The 24488-nt window shown below is 70.8% G+C and carries 22 protein-coding genes and 2 pseudogenes; 9 read left to right on the top strand and 15 right to left on the bottom strand.

Annotation, left to right across the window (positions count from 1 at the left end):
• Window positions 1–55: 55 nt before the first annotated feature.
• The 6 genes and pseudogenes from ACIQ7Q_RS23285 to ACIQ7Q_RS23260 all read right to left on the bottom strand — a co-directional run.
• The gene (locus tag ACIQ7Q_RS23285; protein WP_403865300.1) at window positions 56–463 is read right to left on the bottom strand and encodes a (2Fe-2S) ferredoxin domain-containing protein; all 408 of its coding nucleotides are present in this window, start codon (window positions 461–463) and stop codon (window positions 56–58) included.
• Complete coding sequence (locus tag ACIQ7Q_RS23280) at window positions 460–1497, bottom strand: bile acid:sodium symporter family protein (RefSeq protein WP_403865297.1); 1038 nt, start codon at window positions 1495–1497, stop codon at window positions 460–462. Before ACIQ7Q_RS23280 ends, ACIQ7Q_RS23285 begins: the two co-directional genes overlap by 4 nt.
• Before the next feature lie 205 nt (window positions 1498–1702).
• Window positions 1703–1903: pseudogene (locus tag ACIQ7Q_RS23275) on the bottom strand (hypothetical protein); the annotation flags it as partial.
• A 307-nt stretch (window positions 1904–2210) separates the two neighbouring features.
• Entirely contained in the window at window positions 2211–3344 is a 1134-nt protein-coding gene (locus ACIQ7Q_RS23270) for an ABC transporter substrate-binding protein (protein WP_403865294.1), read from the bottom strand.
• Between the two features lie 365 nt (window positions 3345–3709).
• Window positions 3710–6535, bottom strand: coding sequence for a SpoIIE family protein phosphatase (locus ACIQ7Q_RS23265; protein WP_403865291.1), 2826 nt, complete (start codon window positions 6533–6535; stop codon window positions 3710–3712).
• Window positions 6536–6812: 277 nt separating this feature from the next.
• Window positions 6813–7070: pseudogene (locus tag ACIQ7Q_RS23260) on the bottom strand (ATP-binding protein); the annotation flags it as partial.
• A gap of 83 nt (window positions 7071–7153) precedes the next feature.
• Here ACIQ7Q_RS23260 and ACIQ7Q_RS23255 point away from each other — a divergent pair.
• The 5 genes from ACIQ7Q_RS23255 (at window position 7154) to ACIQ7Q_RS23235 (ending at window position 12877) form a co-directional block, all read left to right on the top strand.
• Entirely contained in the window at window positions 7154–8293 is a 1140-nt protein-coding gene (locus tag ACIQ7Q_RS23255; RefSeq protein WP_403865288.1) for a PP2C family protein-serine/threonine phosphatase, read from the top strand.
• A 1-nt stretch (window position 8294) separates the two neighbouring features.
• A complete protein-coding gene (locus ACIQ7Q_RS23250) occupies window positions 8295–9176 on the top strand; it encodes a LysR family transcriptional regulator (protein WP_403865819.1) in 882 nt (293 codons plus the stop codon).
• A 314-nt stretch (window positions 9177–9490) separates the two neighbouring features.
• Complete coding sequence (locus ACIQ7Q_RS23245) at window positions 9491–11290, top strand: AMP-dependent synthetase/ligase (RefSeq protein ID WP_403865285.1); 1800 nt, start codon at window positions 9491–9493, stop codon at window positions 11288–11290.
• 107 nt (window positions 11291–11397) lie between these two features.
• On the top strand, window positions 11398–12228 hold the full coding sequence (locus ACIQ7Q_RS23240) for an aldo/keto reductase (protein WP_403865281.1): 831 nt from the start codon (window positions 11398–11400) through the stop codon (window positions 12226–12228).
• A gap of 175 nt (window positions 12229–12403) precedes the next feature.
• On the top strand, window positions 12404–12877 hold the full coding sequence (locus ACIQ7Q_RS23235) for an RICIN domain-containing protein (RefSeq protein WP_403865278.1): 474 nt from the start codon (window positions 12404–12406) through the stop codon (window positions 12875–12877).
• Between the two features lie 70 nt (window positions 12878–12947).
• Here the strand turns inward: ACIQ7Q_RS23235 and ACIQ7Q_RS23230 are convergent, their stop codons facing one another.
• From ACIQ7Q_RS23230 to ACIQ7Q_RS23215, 4 genes are all read right to left on the bottom strand, one after another.
• Window positions 12948–13811 (bottom strand): class I SAM-dependent methyltransferase, encoded by an 864-nt coding sequence (locus tag ACIQ7Q_RS23230; RefSeq protein WP_403865275.1) that lies wholly within the window; start codon window positions 13809–13811, stop codon window positions 12948–12950.
• A 26-nt stretch (window positions 13812–13837) separates the two neighbouring features.
• A complete protein-coding gene (locus tag ACIQ7Q_RS23225) occupies window positions 13838–14800 on the bottom strand; it encodes an AraC family transcriptional regulator (protein ID WP_403865272.1) in 963 nt (320 codons plus the stop codon).
• Window positions 14801–14879: 79 nt separating this feature from the next.
• Window positions 14880–15641: a class I SAM-dependent methyltransferase gene (locus ACIQ7Q_RS23220; protein ID WP_403865269.1), complete on the bottom strand. Its 762-nt coding sequence runs from the start codon at window positions 15639–15641 to the stop codon at window positions 14880–14882.
• A gap of 127 nt (window positions 15642–15768) precedes the next feature.
• The gene (locus ACIQ7Q_RS23215) at window positions 15769–16071 is read right to left on the bottom strand and encodes a 4a-hydroxytetrahydrobiopterin dehydratase (RefSeq protein WP_403865266.1); all 303 of its coding nucleotides are present in this window, start codon (window positions 16069–16071) and stop codon (window positions 15769–15771) included.
• A 103-nt stretch (window positions 16072–16174) separates the two neighbouring features.
• Here ACIQ7Q_RS23215 and ACIQ7Q_RS23210 point away from each other — a divergent pair, with 103 nt between their 5' ends.
• Window positions 16175–16681: an FBP domain-containing protein gene (locus tag ACIQ7Q_RS23210; RefSeq protein ID WP_403865263.1), complete on the top strand. Its 507-nt coding sequence runs from the start codon at window positions 16175–16177 to the stop codon at window positions 16679–16681.
• A gap of 55 nt (window positions 16682–16736) precedes the next feature.
• Here the strand turns inward: ACIQ7Q_RS23210 and ACIQ7Q_RS23205 are convergent, their stop codons facing one another.
• The gene (locus ACIQ7Q_RS23205) at window positions 16737–18275 is read right to left on the bottom strand and encodes an ATP-dependent DNA ligase (protein ID WP_403865260.1); all 1539 of its coding nucleotides are present in this window, start codon (window positions 18273–18275) and stop codon (window positions 16737–16739) included.
• 665 nt (window positions 18276–18940) lie between these two features.
• On the opposite strand from ACIQ7Q_RS23205, the gene ACIQ7Q_RS23200 reads away from it, so the two are divergent.
• Together ACIQ7Q_RS23200 and ACIQ7Q_RS23195 are read left to right on the top strand one after the other, a co-directional pair.
• Complete coding sequence (locus ACIQ7Q_RS23200) at window positions 18941–19369, top strand: SsgA family sporulation/cell division regulator (protein ID WP_403865257.1); 429 nt, start codon at window positions 18941–18943, stop codon at window positions 19367–19369.
• 30 nt (window positions 19370–19399) lie between these two features.
• Window positions 19400–20218 carry a helix-turn-helix domain-containing protein gene (locus tag ACIQ7Q_RS23195; protein WP_403865254.1) on the top strand — a complete coding sequence of 273 codons (819 nt, stop codon included), beginning with the start codon at window positions 19400–19402 and terminating at the stop codon, window positions 20216–20218.
• Here ACIQ7Q_RS23195 and ACIQ7Q_RS23190 read toward each other — a convergent pair.
• Window positions 20208–20627, bottom strand: a complete 420-nt coding sequence (locus tag ACIQ7Q_RS23190) for a hypothetical protein (protein WP_403865251.1) — start codon at window positions 20625–20627, stop codon at window positions 20208–20210. The two genes, ACIQ7Q_RS23195 and ACIQ7Q_RS23190, sit on opposite strands and share 11 nt — an antisense overlap.
• A gap of 719 nt (window positions 20628–21346) precedes the next feature.
• Here ACIQ7Q_RS23190 and ACIQ7Q_RS23185 point away from each other — a divergent pair.
• Window positions 21347–21571, top strand: a complete 225-nt coding sequence (locus ACIQ7Q_RS23185) for a group II intron maturase-specific domain-containing protein (RefSeq protein WP_403865248.1) — start codon at window positions 21347–21349, stop codon at window positions 21569–21571.
• Window positions 21572–21758: 187 nt separating this feature from the next.
• Here the strand turns inward: ACIQ7Q_RS23185 and ACIQ7Q_RS23180 are convergent, their stop codons facing one another.
• From ACIQ7Q_RS23180 to ACIQ7Q_RS23170, 3 genes are read right to left on the bottom strand one after another with little or no spacing between them, the layout of a single operon-like run.
• Window positions 21759–22505: an SDR family oxidoreductase gene (locus tag ACIQ7Q_RS23180; RefSeq protein WP_403865245.1), complete on the bottom strand. Its 747-nt coding sequence runs from the start codon at window positions 22503–22505 to the stop codon at window positions 21759–21761.
• On the bottom strand, window positions 22502–23494 hold the full coding sequence (locus tag ACIQ7Q_RS23175; RefSeq protein ID WP_403865243.1) for an alpha/beta hydrolase family protein: 993 nt from the start codon (window positions 23492–23494) through the stop codon (window positions 22502–22504). Before ACIQ7Q_RS23175 ends, ACIQ7Q_RS23180 begins: the two co-directional genes overlap by 4 nt.
• A complete protein-coding gene (locus ACIQ7Q_RS23170) occupies window positions 23491–24411 on the bottom strand; it encodes a zinc-binding dehydrogenase (protein WP_403865240.1) in 921 nt (306 codons plus the stop codon). The genes ACIQ7Q_RS23175 and ACIQ7Q_RS23170 overlap by 4 nt, the downstream gene beginning before the upstream one ends.
• Between the last annotated feature and the right edge of the window lie 77 nt (window positions 24412–24488).

Raw genomic sequence — 24488 nt, 5'->3', positions numbered from 1 at the left:
CGGCCGGCGGGGAGCGCCCCCTGCGCCGGCCGGGTCCTTCCGTGCGTCCCCCGCGTCAGCGGCGGTTCCGGCGTCCGGCATCCGACGGCGGCGGGATCATCTGGAGCGTGAGCGTGGCCGGGGGCGGGGCGATCCCGGGGCCGCCGGCCGTGGCCCACGCCAGCACGTCGTCCGTCGCGTCGTCGTCGAGCGCCCAGCCGATCCACGCGGCCCGCGCCCCGCGGCGGCGGCCCTCGGTGGACGGCTGGACGACCATCACATTGGCCTGGCCGCACGGCCCGAGACAGTCGCTGGTCCGCACCGCGAGCCGCCCACCGGACACAGCTGCGGCGTCACGCAGTCTGGCGAGCTGACCGGCATGGTCCGTGCCGGGATTCTTCCGCGCGTCGCCGCAGCAACAGCCGCGGCAGACGACGAGCGTGCAGGGGCGGGCACCGAACGGGCGTATCGGATACGTCTTCACGCAGTGATCTTCGCACCCTGCGACCCGGCGTCCCGCCGCACGGGCGCGGCCGGGTCAGGGGTGTCATGTGCCCGGCGCTTCGCGATCACCGCGCACACCATGAGCTGCATCTGGTGGAAGAGCATCAGCGGCAGCACCGCGAGGCTCGCCTGCGCGCCGAACAGCACCGCGGCCATGGGCAGTCCCGCCGCCAGGCTCTTCTTCGAACCGGCGAACTGGATCGCGACCCGGTCCTCCCTGCCGAAGCCGAGGCGCTTCGCGCCGTACCAGGTGAGCGTCAGCATCGCCGCCAGCAGCACCGCCTCGACGGCGAGCAGGGCGCCCAGCCGGACGGGCGTGACCTGGCGCCAGACCCCGGCGTTCATGCCTTCGCTGAAGGCCGTGTAGACGACGAGCAGGATCGAGCCCCGGTCGACGTACCCGAGCACCTTCTTGTTCCGGACGAGGAACCCGGCGACCCAGCGGCGCAGCAGCTGTCCCACCAGGAACGGCACGAGGAGCTGGAGCACGATCCGCAGCAGCGAACCGGCCGAGAAGCCGCCGGCCGCGCCGCCGAGCAACAGGGCCGCGAGCAGCGGGGTGAGCACGATGCCGGCGAGGCTGGAGAAGGAGCCGGCGCAGATCGCGGCGGGCACGTTGCCGCGCGCCATGGACGTGAACGCGATCGACGACTGGATGGTCGAGGGCACCAGGCACAGGAAGAGGAGCCCGCTGTAGAGGGCGGGCGTCAGCACGGACGGTTCGAGCACCCGCCCCGCGAGTCCCAGCAGCGGGAAGACCACGAACGTCGCGGCCAGCACCGTCAGATGCAGCCGCCAGTGCCGCAGCCCGTCGAGTGCCTCGCGGGTGGAGAGCCGAGCGCCATAGAGAAAGAACAGCAGGGCAACCGCGCCGGTCGACGCGCCGCCCGCCACATCGGCCGCCGCTCCCGAAGCGGGCAGCAGTGCCGCGAGAGCCACGGTCCCCAGCAACGCCAGTATGTACGGGTCGATCGGCAGCCAGGACGGCAGGCGCGGGGCGCGGGGGCGGCTCATGTGCTCCACTTGCTCTCGGTTCAGGGTCGTGCCCTCCCCATGATCCTCCGTCCCCCGTTGATCGGGAATCCCGCACACCGTACTGATTGCCATCACGATTCGTGATGATCCCCGCCTGAGGACGGGTAAGCACCGGCGGTCACCGAGCATGCCACGTCGCGTTCGGTGGCCGCCGGCGGGCGGCCGCGGATCCTAAGACCGTGTCCTATGTGGTTCCTATGTGGTGCTGGCTCGTTGAGGTCTGCATGGGGCGGGGTACGTGGAGTTGGATTGTTCCGGACGGGCTGTGGGAACTATGCGGGGAGCGGAAGCCCAGGTAGTCGCAAGGATTGCCCTCGTAGCGGTGGTTGAGTCTGCGGTACCCGGTGAGTCATGACATGGTGCGCTCGATCACCCACCTTCGGCGGTCGAAGTCGCGGCCGTTGTGCGGGTCGTGTCTCCTTACGTTGTTCGTGGGTTGATTCCGGTCACTCGTAGGATCGGGAAGCCCAGGGATGCTGGGTGTGGCCGCGTGTCTCCAGCCTCGTGGGTGGCTTCAAACGATTGGCCGCCTGGCGTCCCCGCGACGACTCGACCACTCATTGGGATGCGCGAAGGTGGCCTGACGTGGGCTTCTGCCCGTCAGGCACCCTTCACGGCACACACCTGAGCAGAGAGCCGCCTGGCATCACCCGGCCCGGGTGCCGGACTCGTGAATCCCTCACGTGATGGGTTCAGCCTCCTACGGCCTTCGCCCAGCCCCGGTCGACCGTCATCCTCGCCTTCTCCAGTTGCGCGTCCGTGGGGAACTTGGGCTCCCCCTCCACCGTCGGCAGTTTTGCCGCCGCGTCCTCGTCGAGGGTGCCGTCCTCGCGCATGGTCTCCATCAGTACCGGGCGGGCGTAGCCCTTGAGCCGGAGGTTCTGGCCCGTCGCGCTGAAGAGATACTCCTGCCACAGGCGGGCCGCCGCCGGGTGCGGGGCGTTCTTGTTGACGGCCAGGGCGTAGTACTGGGCGAAGCTGCCGTCGAAGGGAATCGCAACCTGCCAGTCCAGGCCCTTGCCGCGGAACCGCTCCGCGTAGTCGAGGTTGATGTAGTCCCAGTCGATGCTGATGGGGGTCCTGCCGGTCTCGACCGCGGTCGAGGTCGACTCGACGGGGTTGAAGTTGCCCCTGTCGTTCAGTTCGGCGAAGAAGTCGAGGCCGGGACGGATGTCGTCGAACGACCCCCCGTTCGCGAGGGCTACCGCGTAGACGCCGGCGAAGGCGGTGCCGGAACGGGTGGGGTTGCCGTCGAGCGAGACCATCCCCTTGTACCGGGAGTCCAGCAGATCGGCGAAGGTCCGGGGGCAGGGCTTGACGCGGTTGGCGTCGCAGCCGATGGAGATGTAGCCGCCGTAGTTGTTGGACCAGCGGCCCTCGGCGTCCTTCTGGTTGTCCGGGATCGAGTCGTAGGCGGCGACCTTGTACGCCGCCAGCAGGTTCTGCCGGGCCGCTGTCCGGGCGAACGTGTCCCCCGCATCGATGACGTCGGGGGCGTCGGCGCTCTTCCCCCGCTCCTTGATGGCGTCGATCTCGTCCTGGCTGGATCCCTGGGGTTCGTCGACGGTGACCTTGATCCCGTACTTCTTCTCGAAGCCGTCGATCAGACCCCCGTAGTTGGCCCAGTCGCGCGGAAGAGCGATCGCGTTGAGCGCGCCCTCGTCCCTCGCCGCGGCGATCAACTTGCTCATGCCCCCGGCCTCCTCGGCGGAGGTGGCCACCGAAGGCTTCACGGGCGTGACCTTCGGCGTCTCTGTGCAGCCGCTCAGGATCAGGAGGGTGAGGCAGCCTGCGGCGGCAGCTGTCCGGGCACGAGGTGCGGTCACGATGGCTCCAGGACGCAGGGGGTCGGGACAGAGCGGAGGCGACGAGCGGTTGTCACCGGTGCAGGTCCGGTTTTCGCCGGATCCGACGCGATCCCGGTGTGAGGAGCGGTGGTGCTGAGCGGTCTTGCGGCGAGATACGGCGTGGCACCCGCGGCACGGCGCCCGGGGCGAGTCACGGACCCGAGCAGCCGGTTCAGGGAGGCGCGATGCGCCGGGGGCGGAATCCGGGTGGTCGGCGCAGCCTTCGGTCGCCGCGCCGTTCATGCCCGCCGCCCCGGCCGGGGGAACGGCGGCGGGCCGGAAGCCGTGGCCCGGCCCGTGGGGCGTGGTGGGCGAGCGGTCGTACGGCGGCTTCGCGATGCCCCTCACCATGCCGCGCCGTTCTGCTCCCGGCCTTCGCCGGAGAGCGGCTCGTCCTCGTCGAGCAGGATCTCGGCGAGTCCCTCCACCAACGGACCGGCGCCGCCGTGGAGGGACAGTTCGGCCCAGATGACCTTGCCGGTGGGTGTGTAGCGGGTTCCCCAGCGTTCGGCGAACCGGGCCACGAGGAAGAGTCCGCGGCCGCCTTCGTCGGTGACCTTGGCCTGCCGCAGTCGTGGCGAGGTGCTGCTGCCGTCGGAGACCTCGCAGATCAGGGCTCGGTCACGGAGGAGCCGGACGGTGATGGGCTCGGTGCCGTAGCGGATGGCGTTGGTGATCAGCTCGCTGAGGACGAGTTCGGCGGCGAAGTCGATCTGCTCGAGGCCCCATTCCTGGAGCCGCCGGACACAGGCAGCACGGACCGGGGCGACCGCCGCCGGGTCGCGGGGCACCTGCCATTCGGCGACCCGGGTGGGATCGAGCCGGTGGGTGCGGGCCACCAGCAGCGCGATGTCGTCCCGGGGCCGGTCCGGCATCATGGCGTCGACGACCGCGGCACAGGTGTCCTCCGGGGAACGGTCGGGCCCGGTCAGCGCGTCGCGCAGGGTCGCCATGCCGACGTCCAGGTCGCGGTCCCGGTCCTCGATCAGCCCGTCGGTGTAGAGCACCAGCCGGGAGCCCTCGGGCACGGTCAGCTCGGCGCTCTCGTCGGGCAGTCCGGCCCCGAGGCCCAGCGGCGGGGAGATCGGCAGCTCGGGGAATTCCACGGTGCCGTCGGGGTGGACCACCGCCGGTCCGGGATGGCCGGCGGTGGCGACCGCCAGCTGCCCGGAGGCGGGGTCGTACACGGCGTACAGGCAGGTCGCGCCGGTGATGCCCTGCCCTTCCCTGTCGTCGGCGGCCTCGTCGCTGTCGATATGGGCCACCAGTTCGTCGACGCGGCCCAGCAGTTCCTCCGGCGGGACGTCCAGGACGGAGAAGTTGTGCACCGCGGTGCGCAGTCGCCCCATGGTGGCCGCCGCGTACAGGCCGTGACCCACGACGTCTCCGACGACCAGTGCGACCCGGGCACCGGACAGCGGGATGACGTCGAACCAGTCCCCGCCCACCCCGGCCCGGGCGGGCAGATAGCGGTAGGCCACCTCCAGTGCCGTCTGCTCGGGCACCCGGCTGGGCAGCAGGCTGCGCTGCAGCGTGACGGCCATGGTGTGCTCGCGGGTGTAGCGGCGGGCGTTGTCGATGCACACCGCCGCCCGGGCGGCCAGCTCCTCGGCGAAGGACACGTCCTCCTCCTCGAACGGCGGGGAGGTATTCGCCCGCCAGTAGTGGGCCGTTCCGAGCACCACGCCCCGGGCGCGCAGCCGGACCACGATCAGGGAGTGGATGCCGTGGTCCAGGACCCGGCGGGCGCGATCGGGGTCCTGGGCCCGCCAGCCCTCGGAGGTGCTCAGGTCCTCCACCAGGACCGCTCGGCCGTCGCGCGCGCCCGCGGCCATGGGGTGGTCGGGGACGAAGCGGATCAGCGTGCCGGCCGGGTAGAGCAGCTGGTCCCCCTCCAGTCCGACGACGGCGGTGCGGCGCAACTCGGTGCTGGCGCCGGAGGGCTCCTCACCGTGCAGGACCGGGTCAAGGAGCTCGACGGTGACGACCTCGGCGAAGCGCGGAACCGCGACCTCCGCGAGTTCCTCGGCGGTGCGCGTGACATCCAGGGTGGTCCCGATCCGCATGCCTGCGTCGTAGAGCAGCTCCAGGCGCCGTCGCGCGGTCTCGGCCCTGCCGGAGAGAGCCTGCAGTTCGGTGGTGTCCCGCAGCGTCACCACCTTGCTCGCCGGGCCATGAGGAGCGGTCAACCTCTTATTGACGGCGAGGAGCCGGTCGGCCGCCAGGTGCACCTCGTCGGTGACCGGGCGATCGGAGGTGAGCAGCTCGGCGAGGTCGGCGTTCAGCCCCAGCGCGCTCACGTGGCGACGTTCCGCATCCCCCGGCAGGTCCAGCAGGCGGCGGGCCTCGTCGTTGGCCAACAGCAGCCGGCCGTCACCTCCGACGATCAGCACTCCTTCCCGTACGGCGTGGAGGACCGCATCGTGGTGCTCGTACATCCGCGTCATCTCGGCGGGGCCCAGGCCGTGGGTCTGCTTCTGGAGGCGACGGCTCACCAGTGCCGACCCGCCCGCGGCGAGGGCGAGTGCCCCGGCCGCGACGCCGAACAGGACCAGCAGTTGCTGGTTCACCCGGTCCTGAACTTTTTCCACCGTGACGACGGAGGAGACAATGGCGACGGTCGAGTTGCCGGTGTCTTTGACGGGGACGGCCGAGATCACGGAGAGCCCCAGGGCACCCTCGAAGGTCCTGGTGAACGACTTTCCTGCCGCCGCTTCCGCGTAGGGGCCGATGACGTGCTTTCCGATCTGCTTCGGGTCGCTGTGGGTGAGGGTGATCCCGTCCGGCCGGTAGACGATGACGGCGTCGACACCGGCGGCCCTGCGAACCGCCTCGGCGCTCGGCTGCAGCACCGCTGCGGGGTCGGGACTCTCCAATGCCGTGAGGAGCCCTGGCGATTTCGCGAAGGTCTCGGCCGCGGTGAGCGTCCGGCTCCGGGCGTCCGCCATGCTGTCGCGGCGCGCCTGCAGTACGAGAGCCACCAGCGCGGCAACGACGACCAGCACCACAACCGCCAGCTGCAGGAGGAACACCTGGCCGGCGAGGCTGCGCACGCGCAGCAGGGAACGCAGGCGCCGCAGCAACCGCCGCGCGCTCCATCTACCGAGCGCCTGGTCGCTCCCGGGCGACGCGGGCGATCTACGCCCGATTCGCCCCAAAAATTTGCACATGGAACATTTCTATCGTTTTCTGCTGCCGATCACGGGGCGAGTGGGGTGACCGGTCACGGTGGAACCGCCGGGCGTTTCGGCCCGCCGCGCCCGGACGGGCATCCGGCCCCAAGTCGCCTGCCGGAAGTCGGGCGCGCGCGTGATCCAGTCCTGCGACCTCCGGCAGGGAAGTGGCCGCTCCCCGCTTCCCGCCCAGCCCGGCCCGGCCCGACCCCTGCAGAGCCTGCTGCACATCGACCGGTAGCAACACACTCGCGGGCGCGGCCGGGGTGCTGGCTCACAGCCCGAGCAGCGACTGTTCGGTCCAGACGGTCCTGCCCTCGCGCGCGTAGCGGGTGCCCCAGCGCTCGGTCAGCTGGGCCACCAGTAACAGGCCCCGGCCGCCCCCATCGGTGGTGCGGGCGCGGCGCAGGTGTGGTGAGGTGTGGCTGGCGTCGGCGACCTCGCAGACGAGACACCGTTCCCGGATGAGTCGCAGGGTCACGGGGCCACTGGCGTAGCGGTAGGCGTTGGTGACCAGTTCACTGGCGATCAGACTGCCCGAAGGCGGCCCTACGCTCGCTTCATGCCGAGCCCAACGACCGCCTCGCCGCATAGGACACGGTCTAAGGTCGCCTTATGCCTCGCAAGGGATCTTCGAACGGCCGGCCTCCCCTGTTGCTGCGTCAAGGGTGGGTCTGGTGGCTGCCGTTCGCCGCCGTGCTGGCGGACCTCGTCGCCGAGCTGGCCCTGAGCGGGCGCGAGCCGGTGAGTTTCCTGCTCGTCGGTGTCCCCCCGCTTGCCGCCGCGACGCACGGCCCCCGGGGCACGGCGCTGTCGGCGGTCGTCTGCCTGGGGCTGCAGATGCTCTTCGCCGCTCGTCGTCCCGGTCACTTCGACGAGCAGCACCATGTGGCGCTCTACGCAGCCACACTGATCATCGGCATTGTCAGTACGGCCCTGTCCTGGCAGCGGGTGCGGACGAGAGCGCACCTGATCCGGGCGAACTCGGTCGCCGAAGCGATGCAGCGGGCCCTGCTCCGACCCGTTCCGCACAGGCTCGGTCCGGTGCGGGCAGCGGCCTTCTACTCGGCCGGCGAGGGCGGCACGCTCGTCGGCGGCGACCTCTACGACGTGTGCGCGACCCCTTTCGGGGTGCGGGCGATCATCGGCGACGTCCGCGGCAAGGGGCTCGGCGCGGTGCAGACGGTGGCGGCGGTGCTCGGCAGCTTCCGGGTCTCCGCGCACGAGTGGCAGGATCTGACCAGCCTGGCGGAGCGGCTGGAACTCAGCATCGCCCGCAACGATCCCGTCGGTGACACGAACGATCCCGAACTCTTCGTCACCGCGCTGGTGCTGGAGTTCCCACTCTCCGGCGGAGAGGTGCGGATCGTCGACCGCGGCCACCCGCCGCCCATCGTCGTCGGCCCGGACGGCGCCCGGCGCCTGGCCACCGCCCCCGCGCTGCCGCTGGGACTCGGCGCGCTGTCGCCCGGCGGCGCCGCGGAAACGACGGCGCACACGTTGCGCCCCGGAGATGTGGTTGTCGTCCACACCGACGGGGTGAGCGAAGCACGCGACGGCACCGGAGCGTTCTACCCGGTGCTCGAACGCCTCGCGACACGGTTCGGGGACGGCCGGGCACCGGACCCGGCGGACGTCGTGTCGTTCGTACGCGCCGACACGGCACGCTGGGCGAAGGACTGCGACGACGACCAGGCCGTCCTCGCCCTCACCCTGACGGACCGCCCCCAGAGCCGGCCGGCCCCGCGCGCCTAGGATCGACGGCGTGTACGAGCCCACGCAGCTTCGGACCTTTCTCGCGGTCGCGCAGACCCTGAGCTTCACCCAGGCCGCCCGCCGGCTCGGGCTGCGGCAGTCGACGGTGAGTCAGCATGTGCGCAGGCTCGAGGAGGCGACCGGGCGGCCGTTGTTCAGCCGCGACACGCACAGCGTGGAGCTGACGGAGGACGGCGAGGCGATGCTCGGCTTCGCCCGCACCATCCTGCAGGCGCACGAGCGGGCCTTCGCGTACTTCACGGGGACGAGACTGCGCGGACGGCTGCGGTTCGGCGCGTCGGAGGACTTCGTGCTGACGCGGCTGCCGGAGATCCTGGAGACGTTCCGCCGTGACCATCCCGAGGTGGACCTGGAGCTCACGGTGGAGCTGTCGGGCACCCTCCACAAGCGGCTGGAGGCGGGCCGGCTGGACCTCGTGCTCGCCAAGCGGGGGCCGGGGGCGACGCACGGCGAACTGGTGTGGCGGGACCGGATGGTGTGGATTTCCGCGGAGGGCCTGCGGGTCGATCCGGAGCGTCCACTGCCGCTGATCCTGTTCCCGCCACCGGCTGTCACGCGCGCCAGGGCGCTGGACGTACTGGAGCAGGCGGGCCGCGCCTGGCGCATCACGTGCACGAGCGGCAGCCTCAGCGGCCTGGTGGCAGCCGCCCGCGCCGGGCTGGGCGTGATGGCGCACACCCGCGGGCTGATCCCGCCGGGGCTCGTCACGGTGCCGGACCGGGTGGGCCTGCCTGAGCTCGGCGCGGTCGACTTCGTCCTTCTGCACGGCCGGCGCAGGGAGGCGGCGAAGGAGGCGGCCGACGCACTGGCCGACGCCCTGCTCGCCGCGGGCGACCGGCTGGAGGGGCCGGCGACGCGTTGACCGCGTAACCGGGCGTCCCTCGGTTTCTCGCCCCTTGTTGCCACAGGTACGGACCAAGGCCGAAGCGCAGGTAGAGCGGCGGTGATCGCCGCGGGCAGATTCGGTGGAGATTCCGCCGCGGCGTACTTACTCGCCCGTCAGTGGACGGCTCGGCGGGTCCCCTTCGACGGCACCTTACGGGTGCTGACCTGTGTCTACGCTATTCGTACACAGTTGACGAGAGGCCTCCCGCCGGGCGAAATCGTGAGGTACGGTCACGGCGCTGTGCGGAGCGCCACAAGGAGCAGCCATTGCGCGAGTTCACTGTCCCACCCATGGCCGCGGCGCCTCAGGTCGGCGGACTTGCGGACGCGGTCTTCGACCATGCCGTGGACGATCCCGACCGCGTCGCGCTGGGCCGCAAGGACGCCGAGGGCGTCTGGCAGGAGGTGACGTCGGCCCAGTTCCGCGACGAGGTACTGGCGGTGGCCAAGGGACTGCTCGCGCACGGCGTCCGGTTCGGCGACCGTGTCGCCCTGATGTGCCGTACCCGCTACGAGTGGACGCTGTTCGACTTCGCGCTCTGGACGGTCGGTGCCCAGTCCGTACCGCTGTATCCCACGTCGTCGGCGGAGCAGGTCTTCTGGATGCTGCACGACTCGGAGGTCACCGCGTGCATGGTGGAGCACGAGGACCATGCCATGACGATCGGTTCCGTGATCGACCGGCTGCCGCTGATGAAACGGTTGTGGCAGCTGGACGCCGGCGCGGTGGACCAGCTGGTCGCGGCCGGCGCGCAGATCGACGACGAGGTGGTGCACCGGCACCGGCGGGCGGTGACCCCCGACTCGGTTGCCACGATCATCTACACGTCGGGCACCACGGGCCGCCCCAAGGGCTGTGTGCTCACGCACTCCAACTTCATGTTCGAGACGGACACGATGCTCACCCGGTGGGAGCCGGTGTTCACCTCCAAGCCGGGTGACGAGGCGTCGACGTTGCTCTTCCTGCCCCTGTCGCACGTCTTCGGCCGGATGGTCGAGGTGTCGGCGATCCGCGGGCGCGTCAAGATCGGTCACCAGCCGGTCCTCCAGGCGAGCGCGCTGCTGCCCGATCTCGCCTCGTTCCGGCCCACGTTCATCCTGGCTGTGCCGTACATCTTCGAGAAGGTCTTCAACGCCGCCCGCCGCAAGGCGGAGAGCGCCGGCAAGGTGGGGGCCTTCGACAAGGCCGTCGAGGTGGCCGTGAGGTACGCGGAGGCCGTGGAGCACCGGGCGTTCGACCTCGGGCCCGGTCCCTCCGCCGGTCTGCGTATGCAGCACCAGTTCTTCGACAAGCTGGTGTACGGAAAGGTCCGCGACGCGATGGGCGGCCGGGTGCGGCACGCGATGTCGGGCGGCTCCGCCATGGACCGCCGGCTCGGTCTGTTCTTCGAGGGTGCGGGCGTCACCATCTACGAGGGCTACGGTCTGACGGAGTCGAGCGCGGCGGCCACCGCGAACCCTCCCGAGCGCACCCGCTACGGCACCGTCGGCCTGCCGATCCCCGGGACCACCGTGCACATCGCGGAGGACGGCGAGGTGTGGCTGCACGGCGGGCACATATTTCAGGGCTACCTGGGAGATCCGAAGGCCACGGACGCCGTGCTCCACGACGGCTGGCTGGCCACCGGGGACCTGGGCGCGCTCGACGAGGACGGCTATCTCACGATCACCGGGCGGAAGAAGGAGATCCTGGTGACCTCGGGCGGCAAGAGCGTCTCGCCCGTGGGCCTGGAGGAGCGGGTGCGGTCGCATCCGCTCATCGCGCAGTGCATCGTCGTCGGCAACGACCGGCCCTACATCGCGGCACTCGTCACCCTCGACCAGGAAGCGGTCGACCACTGGCTGTCCATCCAGGGCAGGCCGAATCTGCCGCCGGCGGACATGGTGCGCGACCCGGACCTGGAGATGGAGATCCGCCGAGCGGTGGTGTCCGCGAACACCCTGGTGTCGAAGGCGGAGTCGATCCGCACGTTCCGGATACTGGCGCATCCGTTCAGCGAGGAACACGGGCTGCTGACGCCGTCGCTGAAGCTGAAGCGGAAGGCGATCGAGAACGCGTACGCGGCCGAAGTGGAGGCCCTCTACCGGTGAGCCTGCAGTCCTTCGCTCCGGTCCGGCTCGCGGCGGCGGGAATGCGATCAGGGTGCTGATCGTTGAGCATGGGAGTCCCAAACCGACGACGTAAGGATCGACCGCTCGTGAGCAAGGTCCCCTTCATCACTCTCAACAACGGCGTCGCGATGCCGCAGCTCGGCTTCGGCGTCTGGCAGGTGCCCGACGACGAGGCGGAGCAGACGGTGGGCGCAGCCCTGGAGGCCGGCTACCGCAGCGTCGACACCGCGGCGATCTACGGGAACGAAGCGGGCACCGGCAAGGCCCTCGCCGGCTCCGGGATCGCCCGCGACGAGCTGTTCGTCACCACCAAGCTGTGGAACTCCGACCAGGGTTACGACAGCACGCTGCACGCCTTCGACGCATCCCTCGCGAAGCTGGGCCTCGACTACGTCGACCTGTACCTGATCCACTGGCCGATGCCGGCGCGCGACATCTACGTCGACACCTACAAGGCCCTGGAGAAGATCCTCTCGGACGGCCGCGCCAAGGCCATCGGCGTGTCGAACTTCCTGCCGGAGCACGTCGAGCGCCTCATCGACGAGACCACGGTGGTCCCGGCGGTGAACCAGATCGAGCTGCATCCGCAGCTCCAGCAGTCCGCGGCACGGGACTTCCACACGAAGCACGGCATCGCCACCGAGGCCTGGTCCCCGCTCGGCCAGGGCAAGGAGCTGTTGCAGGCCCCGGCCGTCGTCGCGGTCGCCCGCAAGCACGACCGCACCCCGGCCCAGGTGGTGCTGCGCTGGCACCTCCAGGTGGGCAACGTGGTGATCCCCAAGTCCGTCACGCCGTCGCGGATCCAGGAGAACATCGACGTGTTCGACTTCGAGCTGGACGCCGACGACCTGGCCGCCTTCGCGGCACTGGACGAGGGCAAGCGGCTCGGCCCGGACCCGGCCGACATCAACTCCTGACCGCACGAGAACCGGGCCTCAAGGACGGAAACGGCGCAGTCGCGAGGAGGCGGCTGCGCCGTTCTTCGTTCTTCGCTGTCCGTCGTTGTCCGTCGTAGTCGGTGAAGGCCGTTGTCAGTGGAGGCTGCGACGATGATCCAGGTCGTCAATCGCAGGCCGGGCACGAGGGGGAACAGTGGACGGACCACTTGAGGCAGGGCTCTATCGCGTGCGGAATGTCAACAGCGGGCTGCTGCTGGAGGTGTACGGCGGCGGCAAGGGCAGCGGCGTCAACGTCCAGCAGGGCAAGGACGCCGGTACGACCGCTCAGCAATGGCGCATCGACCCCGTACCGAACGGGAACGGGCTGTACCACTTCGTCAACGCGGCCGGCGGCAAGCGGCTCGACGTGGCGAACGCCTCGACCGAGAACGGCGCCAACGTCCAGCAGTGGAAGGCGAACAACTTCGGCGCCCAGGAATGGATCGTCGAACGCCACGTCGACTCGCCGGGCACGGTGACCATCGTCAGCTTCATCAGCGGGCTGATGCTCGAGGTGGCCGATGGCGCCACCGACGACGGAGCGAACGTGCAGCAGTGGGAGGACACCGACTCGCCGGGCCAGTGGTGGCAGTTGGAGCCGGTGGTCCCCGACGGCCCGGAACTCTGACCACCGGCCCTGCCCCCCGGTGCCGCACGCCGGTCCCGCCCGGCCGGCCAGTCCCTGCGGGCCGCCCCGTTCAGTCCCTGCGTGCCGTGTAGAGGGTGCGGGCGGTCAGCAGGTACGCGTCGGAACGCTGCAGCAGGCCCTCCGCGTCTTCGGGGTCCAGCAGCCGGTCGAGGACGGCGATGTCGTCGGCCGGCAGCAGGCCCTCCACCAGCCTGCGCTGCCAGGCGAAGGCCGACACCAGTTGCTCGCGCACGGACAGGGGGACGGGCGCCGGGACGTCGAGCAGGAACGAGCGGGTGCCGCTCGGGGTGAGCCCGGATGCGGCGAGCAGTGCCCGCCAGTCCTCGACCTCGTCCTTGGCTCCGGGCAGCTCGGCCCGCATCCGGGCGAACCAGTCCTCCACGGCCGCGCCGACCCTGCTCTCCAGGCCCGGCCGGCCAATTCCGAAGTCGCGCGGGAGGTGGCGGGCCGGCAGTCCGCCCTCGACGACGGCGAGCAGCCCACCGGGCCGCAGCAACCGGCCCAGGGTGCCGAGCGCCGCGCGCTGGTCGCCCAGATGGTGCACGAAGCCGCCGGCCCAGATGAGGTCTGCCTCGCCCAAGTCGGCCATGTCATCGGGAAGTTCGGCCGTGCGCGTACGGATACGGTCGCCCTGGCCTGCCCGCGCGGCGCGCGCGGCGGCCCGTTCCAGCAGCGGCTCGGTGCCGTCCACGGCGACGACCTCGGCATACGGGAACGCCTCGGCGAGCAGCCCGGTGATCACGCCGGGTCCGCTGCCGATGTCCAGGATCCGCCGGACACCTCCGGCGGGTACCAGCTCCCGCAGCCAGTCGGTCGCCTGCCGGTACAGGGGGCTCTGCACCTCCGCGCCGCGCTCCAGCAGCGGCCCGAGTTCGTCCCAGTCGATGTGGGTGGAGTCGTGGTGGTTGCTCATGGGCCCAGGGTTACCCGGCCGCTCCCCTACGGCAAACTTCGTTGCCGGTCCGGCAAAACACCACCCGAGCGGTGTTCCTGCGGACTGATGCCTCGCACCCGTTTGAAGGCCGCGCTGAGCGCGAACGAGCCGCTGTAGCCGACCTTCCGCGCCACCGCCTCGACCGTCGCGTCGCTCTCGCGCAGCAGGTCCGCGGCGAGCGTGAGCCGCCAGCCGGTGAGGTACGCCATGGGCGGCTCGCCGACCAGCTCGTTGAAGCGCCGGGCGAGCGCGGCCCTCGACACGCCGCACTCCGCGGCGAGCGAGGCGACGGTCCAGGAGCGGGCCGGGCCGTCCTGGATCAGCCGCAGCGCCTGCCCCACCACCGGATCGCCCATGGCCCGGTACCAGGCGGGCGCCTCGGCGTCGGGCCGGGAGAACCAGGTGCGCAGCACGGCGATCAGCAGCAGGTCGAGCACCCGGTCGAGCACCACGCTCTGACCCGGGTCGTCACGGGCGATCTCCTCGTCGAGGACGGTCATGAGGGGGTGGTTCCACACCTGCGCCGACAGGTGCAGCAGCGGCGGCAGCGCGTCCAGCAACCGGCCGCTGACCTCGCCCTTCATCTGATACGTCCCGATGAGCATGGAGGTCGAGCCGTCGGGCGCGTTGCCCCAGGTCCGCACGCCCAGCCGCATGGACTGGTTGAGCGGTTCGCCCTGCAGGGTGTGGCAGGTGCCGCCGGGACCGATCCGGGCGTGCGGCTCGGCACCGGGCGTGTGGGAGACGGTGTAGGGCTCGGGGCCCCGCGCGACGGCCACATCACCGGGCCGCAGCAGCACCGGCTCCCCCGAGGCGGGGGCGATCCAGGCCTCGCCGTGGGTGACGCACATCAGACAGAGCGGGGCCTCGTCGTCGATGTGCACGGACCACGGCGGCTCCATCACCATGCGCAGCAGAAAAGCCCCCCTGGCCCGCGGCCCGTCCAGAAGTCCGGCGAGAGCGTCCATGACCACCAGCGTAGACGGACGCGTATGACGGCGCGGCCGCGCACCTGCGCAAGTCACACCTCCGGGCGAGCTCTGCCCGTCACCGTGCGCCCGCGGTCAAGCCGGCCTCCCTGCGGAAGGCGTGCAGTACGTACGAGGGGTCAGGGCGGCGGGTGGCCTGACCGGGCAACAGGGCCAGCCGGTCCGCGAGTTCGCGGGCCGTCGCGCTGTCGCCGCCGTGGGAGAACCAGGAACGGAAGCGACCCGCGAGCAGCGCAGCTGCCGTGTCACGAGGGGTGCGGCCCTGGCCATGGCCGGCGAACCGGGCCCGGCCGAAGGGTCGCAGGCCGCCGGCGGCCGCGTGCGCTTCGATCAGGTCCGCGCGGTCGGAGGCGGCGGCGAACGAGCGGTGTGGACGCAGGATCATGTCGATGTCGCTGTCCACGTCGTGCCCGACGTCCTTGTCGACGGTGGCGACGAACACCCCGCCGGGCCGCAGCACCCGTGCGGCCTCCGCGACCACCGCGGCCGAGTCGGGCACCAGGTGCAGCAGCCATACGGCGCTGACCGCGTCAAAGGCTCCGTCCCGCAGCGGCAGCCGCCGCACGTCACCGAGCACGACGGCGGCGCCCATGCGCTCGGCAGCCTTGTGCGCCATGCCGTACGAGCCGTCACAGCCCATCACGCGCAGGCCGGGGCGGCGCAGACGTGTCGTCACCAGGCCGGTGCCGCAGCCCATGTCGAGGAGTGTGCGCGCTTGTGCCGGTATCAGGCCGAGCACCGCCGCGGCGGCGGCCTCGGCCCTGGGCACGCCGCCACGCGTCGCGTCGTAGACGGCGGCCTCACGGTCGTAGTCGAGCATGTCTGGAGCATGCCAGAACCATCGGGAGACACCGCGGGCATGACGGCGGCACCCTCCGTCAGCTGGCCGCAAGCAGTGCCGTGACCGGCACTGCTTGCGCGACGGGCAAAGCTGCCCGGGAGGGATGCTAGTTCGCGCCGTGGCCCGCAGCGATCTCCTCCACCCTCTCGGCCAGCCGGAAGTCCCGCTCGGTGATCGCGTTCGCGTCGTGGGACTGAACGGTCAGCGCCACCGAGTTGTAGCCGAGCGTCATCTCCGAGTGGTGGTTCAGCTCCTCCTGGATCTGTGCGATGTGCACGACCATGGCGGTCGCCGCGAAGTGCGAGTCGAGACGGTAGGAGCGGGCGATCCTGGCGCCCTCGAGGGACCAGCCGGGAAGCTCACGCAGCCGGTCCTCGATCTCCTTCTGCGACAGCGGCTCTGTGGGCATGACCAGGATCCTTCCGGGAGGGGGCGGCGGACGGGGACACCATAGATCGGATGCCCGGTAATTCGGATGCCTGCACCAGGCCACGCTGTGTACGTTCCACCGAGTGGAACCATTGACCGACAAACAGATCCGTACGTCCTTTGTGAACTGCACGAAGGGAGAGGCCGGCCGGATGCGGCTGCCCGCCGACTTCGCCGAACTTCCCTGGGACGACCTGGACTTTCTCGGGTGGGTGGATCCGGGCGCGCCGCTGAGGGCGTATATCGTCCTGCCCCGGGAGGACGGGCCGGTCGGCATCACCCTGCGCATCCCGTCCACCGGGCGGACCAGCGTTCTCAAGTCCAGCATGTGCCAGGCGTGTCTCACCGCGCACGCGGCCTCGGGGGTGACCCTGTTCACCGCGCCGCTGGCCGGCGCGGCAGGCCGGGAGGGGAACACGGTGGGCACGTACCTGTGCGCGGATCTGGCCTGCTCGCTGTACGTGCGTGGCAAGAAGCAGCCGAAGCTGCGACACGGCCGGTACGAGGAGAGCCTCACGCTCGAGGAGCAGATCGCCCGGACCAGGGACAACCTGTCGGCGTTCGCGGACAAGGTGCTGGGTCTGCGCTGACGAGCCGGTCGCTGGGCTTGGCTGACGAGCCCGTCGGGTCCCGCCCGTCGTTCGGTCAGGGTCGCGCCGCCAGCACCTGGTCGATGGTGTCCGCCTCGGCCGCGGACTTGTCGGGCCGGTGGCGGAGAACCCGGGCGAAGCGCAGGGCGACGCCCGCCGGATAGCGGGTGGAGCGCTGCAGCCCGTCGTAGGCGATCTCCACGACCAGTTCGGGGCGGACCCGCACCGTGAAACCGTCGTCGTCGACGGCGAGTTCGTGGAGCCGTTCGGTCTGCCAGCGGAGCATCTCGTCGGTGAGGCCTTTGAAGGTCTTGCCGAGCATCACGAACCCGCCGTCCTCGGCGCGGGCACCCAGGTGGAGGTTGGACAGCAGTCCGGTGCGCCGGCCGTGGCCCCGTTCGGCGGCCAGGACCACCAGGTCGAGGGTGTGGACGGGCTTGACCTTGAGCCACGAGCGACCTCGGCGGCCTGCACTGTACGGCGCGTCCAGGGCCTTGACCAGGACTCCCTCGTGGCCGCGCTGCAGTGTCGCGGCGAAGAACTCCTCCGCCGCGACGACCTGGTCGGGGACTTCCGGGTCGTCGACGACAACCCGCCTGACCCGGGTCGGTTCGGGAACGAGCCGGGCGAGGATCTTGTGCCGCTCGGCCCCCGACCGGTCGAGCACCGACTCGCCGTCGGCGGCCAGGACGTCGAAGTAGACCGGGTACAGCGGCAGTGCGGCGCGGGCTGTCTCCACGTCGAGGCGGGACCCCACTCGTGAGGCGATGTCCTGGAAGGGGACGGGCCGCCCGTCGGCGGCCAGGGCGATGACCTCGCCGTCGAGGATGAACCCGTCACCGGTCATCTCGAGGGCCTGGTGGGCCACTTCGGGAAGCCGGTCGGTGATGTCGTCGAGGGACCTGGTGTAGATCCGGACCTCGCTTCCGGCACGGTGGACCTGGACGCGGATGCCGTCGAGCTTCTCCTCGACCGTGCAGGCGACACCGAGCGACTGGACCGCTTCGGTGACGGATTTGGCGGTGTGCGCGAGCATCGGCTGGACGGGGCTGCCGACACGGAGCCGGAACTGTTCCAGCGCCGCCGGACCCTCCGCGAGCAGCGCACGTGCCACCCGGGGCAGCGAGCCCTCCAGCATCACGGCGCGGCGCACGTCCGCCGCCGGCGCCCCGGCGGCCCGGGCGACGGCCTCGAGCGCGACGGCGTCCAGTGCCCCCTGACGCACCTCGCCGGTGAGGAGACGTACCAGGAACTGCTGCTCGTCCTCGGTGGCCGCGGACATCAGCCGCTGCACCCGGTCGCGGCGATCCGCCTGGGATCCCGGGCCGGACACGCCGGCGAGGGCGGTGAACGCGGCGTCGGTCTCGCCGACGGTGAGAGCCGGGACGGCGGCCGGCGGCACCGGCTCTTTCAGGACGCTCCAGCCGATGCCGATGCGGCCTTGGGGCAGCTGCCCGGCGAGGTAGGAGATGACAAGGGCGACGTCCTCCGGCCAGGCCTCCGAGAACAGGTCCGCCAGCGCGGCGATCTTGCGCGAACGGGCCGAGGTGGCAGCGACCTCGCGGGAGACTTCGGCGACGCGGGCAAGCAGCATGCGGCCATCGTGCCCCTGCCGGACGGATGCCGCACTCCCCGGGCACACCGCACCCGGGTGGTCGCGCGGAGGCGCGGCTCCGCGGCCGGAATGTCGCGGGCCCGGTCGCGCCACGAGGTAACGGGGAGTAACACTCATCACAGCGGACCCCCGGGGTGCCACGGAACAGCCGAGGATGGTTTATCGTTCATCTATGCGTGGGTGCGGATGGGACAGTGTCCCCGGGCCTCACCTTGTGCCCACGGGGACGATCGTTCGGCTGAAGCCCTGTGGAGCGTTTCGCCGAGAGGCGACCGCCATGCGTGCCCACACCCTGTGACCGCCCCGGCCGGAAACCCCCGTCCGGCCGGGGCTCCTTTTCCGCCACCCTCCGCGCCGGGTCCTCCCCCGTTTTCACGCCGACTCTCCCCCGGTCTTTCGCGTGGGCTCCTCTCGCGACAGCTCTGCGACCGGCCCGCACGTATCCTCCGCCGGGATACCCGTCCGTAACCAGGGGCGAGCCCTATTTACGGGGATATGCGATGGCGCAAAACTCTAGCCATCCAGGCCGAATCGTTTCAGGCTGGGTGATGCAGGTCACACACGCCACTGGTGTCGCTCGCGCGAGCGTGAGCCCTGCCCGTGGCTGTACGTGCACGAGGAGCGGAACAGCAGAGGAGTGAGCGATGTCGTCGACCATCGAGCAATCCGTCCGGGCCCGCCTCATCAGCGATGCGCCCCACTCCCTGGCCGTGCCGGTGATCCTGCGCTACAGCGACAGCGACCCGTTCGCCGTCCGTATGGTCTTCCCGCCCGAGGCCTGCCTGAACGACACCGGCGTCACCTGGACCTTCGCCCGAAGTCTGCTCGACGCGGGCCTGCGTGCCCCATCCGGCGACGGCGACGTGCACATCTGGCCCTGCGGGCGGGTGCAGACCATGGTGGAACTGCGCTCACCTGAAGGGGTCGCACTGCTCCAGCTGGACACCGTGAGCCTGCGCCGGTTCCTCGTGCGCTCGTACGCGACCGTACCCTCCGGCAACGAGGCAGGCGCCATGGACATCGAACGGGCGCTGGCCGCGCTCCTGGGCAACGCACGGGGGCTGACAGAGTAACAAGCCGCCGCTCCGTACTACGGTCTGGCTATGACAACTGCCCTGTCCGGTACGGGAGTGGGACCGCTGCTGCGCGGCTGGCGCGAGCGGCGGCGGATCAGCCAGCTCGAACTCGCCCTGCGCGCCGGGTCGTCCGCCCGCCACGTCAGCTTCATCGAGACGGGCCGCTCCCGCCCCAGCGAGGAGATGGTCCTGCGCCTCGCGGAGCACCTCGACGTTCCCGTACGGGAGCGCAACGCCCTCCTGCTGGCAGCAGGTTACGCACCTCGGTACGCCGAGACACCGCTGGGCGACCCGGCGATGGAAGCGCTGCGCGAGGGCATGGAACGGCTCCTTCAGGGCTACGAGCCGTACCCGGCACTTGTCGTCGACGGCACCTACCATGTGCTCGCCGCCAACCGGGGTATCGCGATGCTGCTCGACGGGCTGCCGGAGCATCTGCTCTCCCCGCCGCTCAACGCCATGCGGATCACGCTCCACCCCGAGGGTCTCGCCCCGCGGATCCGCAATCTGCCGGAGTGGCGCGGCCATCTCCTGCACCAGATGGAGCGGCAGATGGCACTGGTCCGCTCCGGCGCGCTGCGCAGCCTGTACGACGAGGTCGCCGCGTATCCGCTGCCGCAGAACGCCGCCGGCGACGAGAGTGAGGCGACGGGCCCCGATTCCGCGCCGTACCCGTACTTCGCGCTCCCGCTGCGGATCGAGCACGAGGGGCGGGTGCTCTCCTTCGTGTCCTCGATCTCCACCTTCAACACTCCGCTGGACGTGACCGTCGCCGAGCTGGCCATCGAGACGTTCCTCCCGGCCGACCCGGCGACGGTGAAGTACCTGCAGTCGCTCACGCCGTAGCGGCGGCGCGCAGAGCGGACCACTGCAGCACGGCGAAGCCGGCGACGGCCAGCGCCTGCAGCACGGTCCAGGCGGCGCCCACTGCTGTGGGCTCGAGCCACAGCGCGAGCGCGACGACGCCGAGGACCGACCACACGATGTTGATGTCGACGACGAGCGTGACGGCGAGCTGCGGCGGCCGGGGCCGCACGGCGAGCATGCCGACACCGGCGGCGTACGCGGTCAGGAGCAGGCCGAGGACAAGCAGCAGCGTGCCGTCGACACCGAGCAGACGTCCGAGTGGGCCCGAAGCCACGGAGTACGCAAGGCCGTTGGCCCCGGTGACGAGCGCGTCGGCGGCGAGGAAGCGGCGCAGCATGGACTGCGGTTCGGTGGTGCGGGAGATTCCGGCGAGCAGCGTGGCGGACATGGCGGATCAGCCTCCGTCGAGGGTTCGCGGGACGTGGTGGGCCCGGGTCCCGGACGGAGTGCGCCGCCCGGGACCCGGTGCTCACAGGCTGCCGCGCGGCCCTTCGGACGTCGATTACGCGCCAGGTAATGCGGCAGCGGACGGGACGACATTCGGCGGGCGCCAACCCCGCTGTCCACTACTGACGATCGGCCGTGGGAGTCCGTGAGAGTCCGCTAGGTGTCGTGGCGTGCGGCTCCCTGAGTGGCTCCCCGGGGCTCCCCCTCCGGGCTCTCTTCCTGTGGCCCGCGTGAGCCGCCGCGCAACCGCCGTGACGCGGGACAAGCGGCACGCGGGGGCGCTCCCGACGCCTGCCTTGTAAGTTCGCCCGGGGATGCCTACCGGGGCACTTGGCCACCCGTGGCGGCGCGGGCCGTCTTCGGCACTCAACCACCGCTACGAACACCATCCCCGCAACTACCTGGCCCTACTCGGACTCGCCGTTGCCTCTGCTCCTACAACGGCTCGCATGACTCACCACATGGAATCTGAGCCGCGAGCAGCCCCAGTGGAGAGCTAGACGGGTACGTCCGCACTGCTGCGCATACGGCTGCCTTCGGGCCAAGATCTACGCAGGAGCAGGCGCTAAGGGCTGTCCCGCAAGTGACCTCAGAGGTGGTCCTGATCGGCCGCCGGCGTGGATGCGCTATCCGGTCAGGGCGAGGTTGTGGAGGCGGGCGATGCCGAGCATGGCGTGGTGGACGCAGCAGGATCTTGCCGCCGTGCTGATCAGACTCACTCAGATCATGCGCGGTTGGGCCAACTACTTCAAGCACGCGGTCGCCAAGCATGTCTTCGAGAGGCTCGACGCCTTCGTGTGGTGGCGTCTCATCCGCATGCTGCGGGAGCTCGCTGGGTCGCCTACGCCCGACGCGACTGGGCCGAGTACCTCGCCGCACGTATGACGAGGCCAACAAGCGGAAGAACAGAGGCGCCGACGAAGGTCGCTGCCCCGGGGCTGCGCAGGCATTCATGGAGATCGTTCCCGCGGTGCCCGGCCATTCTCCCGCGGCCGAGGGGGACAGCTTGGACGGCGGTCGCCAGCGCGGGCCTGGGAGAAGCCGGCTGGCTTCGGGTGTGCGCGACCGTTCGTCAGGCGGATACCGCACCGACCAGGCCGCCGTCGATGACGAGGTCCTGGCCGTTGACGTAGGACGCGTCGGACGAGGCGAGGAATGCCACGGCCGCTGCGATCTCCTCCGGGCGTCCGAAGCGGCCTGCGGCGATCCGGCCGGTCAGTGCCTTCATCTCCGCCGCACTCAGTGCGGCGGACGGATACATCCGGGTATCGATGTACCCGGGGCTGATGGAGTTGACGCGGATGCCGCGCGGGGAGAGTGCGGCAGCGAGGGTCCGGGCCAGGTTGTGTACGGCGGCTTTGGTCGCCGAGTACAGGGTGAGGACACTGTTGCCCCGGTGGATGGTCCACGATGCGTTGATGACGATCGAGCCTCCGTCCGCCAGGAGCGGCAGTGCCTTTTGGACGGTGAAGAACGCCCCCTTGAAGTTGACGTCGACGCCGTGGTCGAAGTCAGTCTCGGCGACCTTGTCGAACGGCAGGAACGTGCCAGTGCCCGCGTTCGCGAAGAGGCTGTCGAGACGCCCGTGACGCTCGCGGACCCTCTGCATCAGCGTGTCCACCGCGGCGAGGTCGGCGGAGTCGGCCACGACTCCCGAGGCGTTGGGACCGAGCTGCTGGACGGCGGTGTCCACTCGTGCGCGGGTGCGGCCGGTGACGATGACGTGAGCGCCTTCGGTGATGAGGCGGTGTGCGGTCGCCAGGCCCATGCCGCTGGTGCCGCCGGTGATGAGGACGGTCTTCCCGGTGAAGCGGTTCATGCCGATGCTCCCGTCAGGGTGCGCGTGATGTGGTCGGTGAGGTGGGGCAGCCAGTCGGCCCGTGCGTTGCCGAGGAGGTGGTCGCCGTGCGGTACGGACAGATAGGTGCCGTGCGGTGCCAGACGGGCCAGCGGCTCGCCGTTCGTCACGCCGGGTATGACGTCCTGACCCCCGTCCACGACCAGCAGCGGGGCCGCGATACGAGGTGCGAGGGCAGAGAGGTCCACCTGGCGGGCGAACGCGTGCGCGGCATCGGGGCCGCCGGTACGTCGGGCCATGATGTCCCGTACCGGCGGGGGCAGTTCCTCCCAGCCGAGGCGGAAGGGGCCGCTGACGGTTGCGGCCGCGGCCACGCGCGGCTCAAGCGCCGCGGTCCGGGCCGCGAAATAGCCGCCCAGACTCAGGCCGACGAGCCCGATCCGTGCGACGCCGAGGGCATCGACGACCCGGCCCACGACCTGCTCGTAGTCCGGCTGGAAGGTTGTCGTGGCGGCTAGCACGCCTTGCCCGGGCCCGTCCATGGCGAACACCGCCAGCCCTCTGGCCAGCAGCGCGGAGGCCAGATCGAGGAACTCTTCCTTGGCCGAGTCCAGGCCGGGGACGACGACCACGGTACCGGGAGCGTCGGCGGGGCCGCGCAGCCAGCCGGTGAACCCCTCACCGCTCACACGTCGGGCGCCGGGCTCCAGCGCAGTGAGTGCTCTGCTCAAGGCATGGTCGGCCTCGACGGCGGCACGGCTTGACCGCGCGTACGGCGCGAGCGTGGCGAGGTGGAACCACCGGGCCGCCATCAGCAGATGTTCCCCCGCGGAGACGGACGATCCCGCCTTCTGCGCGCGCTCCAGATAGGCGTGTGCGGTGCGGATGAAGGACGCCTCCACGTCGGCGACGGAGGTGAGGGCGTCGGTCACGCGCCGGTACTCGTGGGGGTCGACGCCCGCGCCGGTGGCGCGTGTCCGCTGGGCGGCGGCGAACTCGGCGATGCTCATCGTGTCGCTCCTGTTGTCAGTACGGCCTTGCCCCGTATCCGGCGCTCCCGCAAGTCGACCAGCGTGTCGGCGGTCTCCGCCCAGGCGGCGATCCGGCCGATCTCCGGGTGCAGCCGCTCCTGCTCCACTAGGCGTACCAGGGCTGCGAGTTCGGAGCCGTAGGGGGCGCCGGCGTAGTGGAAGTGCTGGATCGTGACGCGCTCGGGCCCGCTCAGCAGTTGAAAGAAGTCGAGGGTCACCGGCGTGCGGCTTGCCTGGCCGAACCAGACGAGCAGCCCGCCGGGGCGCACCTTGGCGAGGGCGACCGGCAGATCCGGCCCGCCCGCAGACTCCAGCACGACGTCAAACGGTCCTTGAGCCGCCGCGACGTCGTGCACCACCTGCGCGCCCAGCTCCGCGAGCCGCTCGCCGCGAGCCGGCGTGGCCGTGACCGCGGTCAGCTCGGCCCCAGCACCGACGGCCAGCTCGGTGACGTAGTGGCCAACCCCGCCCGCGGCGCCAGTCAGCAGCACCCGCCCGCCGGCCAGGGAACCGGCCGTACTCAGCAGGCGCAGGGCGGTGATCCCGGCCAGGGGCAGGGCTGCCGCCCGTACGCTGTCGATACTGTCCGGGAGCACCGCGAGCGAGTGCGTGGGCACGGCGGCATACTCGGCCCAGCCGCCGTGCGTCGGATGTCCGACCACACGGGTGCCGATGCCGGGACCCGAGCCGTCGGCCGCCGCCTGCACGACGAGCCCCGCGATGTCCTTGCCGGGCAGCATCCCCCGCCGGGGGCGTTCGAGGAGAAACGTCTCACCCCGATTCGGAGCGAACGCCTCGACCTTGACCAGCACCTCACCAGGCTCCGGGACGGGCTGGGGAACCTCGGCGAAGGCGACGGGACGCGCCGCTTCCCCTGTGGGAATCAGTCTTTGCATGCCGAGAATGCAACCTCCACAGCAGCCCCGTGATCCAACAACGCACACGCACAGCCGACAACTTTCGGTTGTCACCT

Origin of the sequence: Streptomyces sp. NPDC096176, from assembly GCF_044763255.1 — a bacterium.
Classification (GTDB): Bacteria; Actinomycetota; Actinomycetes; order Streptomycetales; family Streptomycetaceae; genus Streptomyces.
The sequence above is the reverse complement of the archived record's forward strand: the minus strand, read 5'-3'. Positions and strand labels throughout refer to the sequence as shown.

What these genes read in the sequence shown, in the direction of transcription:
- ACIQ7Q_RS23280 (WP_403865297.1), bottom strand. Translation starts at nt 1,497, where the DNA reads ATGAGCCGCCCCCGCGCCCCGCGCCTGCCGTCCTGGCTGCCGATCGAC.
- ACIQ7Q_RS23265 (WP_403865291.1), bottom strand. Translation starts at nt 6,535, where the DNA reads ATGTGCAAATTTTTGGGGCGAATCGGGCGTAGATCGCCCGCGTCGCCC.
- ACIQ7Q_RS23255 (WP_403865288.1), top strand. Translation starts at nt 7,154, where the DNA reads ATGCCTCGCAAGGGATCTTCGAACGGCCGGCCTCCCCTGTTGCTGCGT.
- ACIQ7Q_RS23245 (WP_403865285.1), top strand. Translation starts at nt 9,491, where the DNA reads ATGGCCGCGGCGCCTCAGGTCGGCGGACTTGCGGACGCGGTCTTCGAC.
- ACIQ7Q_RS23230 (WP_403865275.1), bottom strand. Translation starts at nt 13,811, where the DNA reads ATGAGCAACCACCACGACTCCACCCACATCGACTGGGACGAACTCGGG.
- ACIQ7Q_RS23225 (WP_403865272.1), bottom strand. Translation starts at nt 14,800, where the DNA reads ATGGACGCTCTCGCCGGACTTCTGGACGGGCCGCGGGCCAGGGGGGCT.
- ACIQ7Q_RS23220 (WP_403865269.1), bottom strand. Translation starts at nt 15,641, where the DNA reads ATGCTCGACTACGACCGTGAGGCCGCCGTCTACGACGCGACGCGTGGC.
- ACIQ7Q_RS23215 (WP_403865266.1), bottom strand. Translation starts at nt 16,071, where the DNA reads ATGCCCACAGAGCCGCTGTCGCAGAAGGAGATCGAGGACCGGCTGCGT.
- ACIQ7Q_RS23205 (WP_403865260.1), bottom strand. Translation starts at nt 18,275, where the DNA reads ATGCTGCTTGCCCGCGTCGCCGAAGTCTCCCGCGAGGTCGCTGCCACC.
- ACIQ7Q_RS23200 (WP_403865257.1), top strand. Translation starts at nt 18,941, where the DNA reads ATGTCGTCGACCATCGAGCAATCCGTCCGGGCCCGCCTCATCAGCGAT.
- ACIQ7Q_RS23195 (WP_403865254.1), top strand. Translation starts at nt 19,400, where the DNA reads ATGACAACTGCCCTGTCCGGTACGGGAGTGGGACCGCTGCTGCGCGGC.
- ACIQ7Q_RS23190 (WP_403865251.1), bottom strand. Translation starts at nt 20,627, where the DNA reads ATGTCCGCCACGCTGCTCGCCGGAATCTCCCGCACCACCGAACCGCAG.
- ACIQ7Q_RS23185 (WP_403865248.1), top strand. Translation starts at nt 21,347, where the DNA reads ATGCCGAGCATGGCGTGGTGGACGCAGCAGGATCTTGCCGCCGTGCTG.
- ACIQ7Q_RS23180 (WP_403865245.1), bottom strand. Translation starts at nt 22,505, where the DNA reads ATGAACCGCTTCACCGGGAAGACCGTCCTCATCACCGGCGGCACCAGC.
- ACIQ7Q_RS23175 (WP_403865243.1), bottom strand. Translation starts at nt 23,494, where the DNA reads ATGAGCATCGCCGAGTTCGCCGCCGCCCAGCGGACACGCGCCACCGGC.
- ACIQ7Q_RS23170 (WP_403865240.1), bottom strand. Translation starts at nt 24,411, where the DNA reads ATGCAAAGACTGATTCCCACAGGGGAAGCGGCGCGTCCCGTCGCCTTC.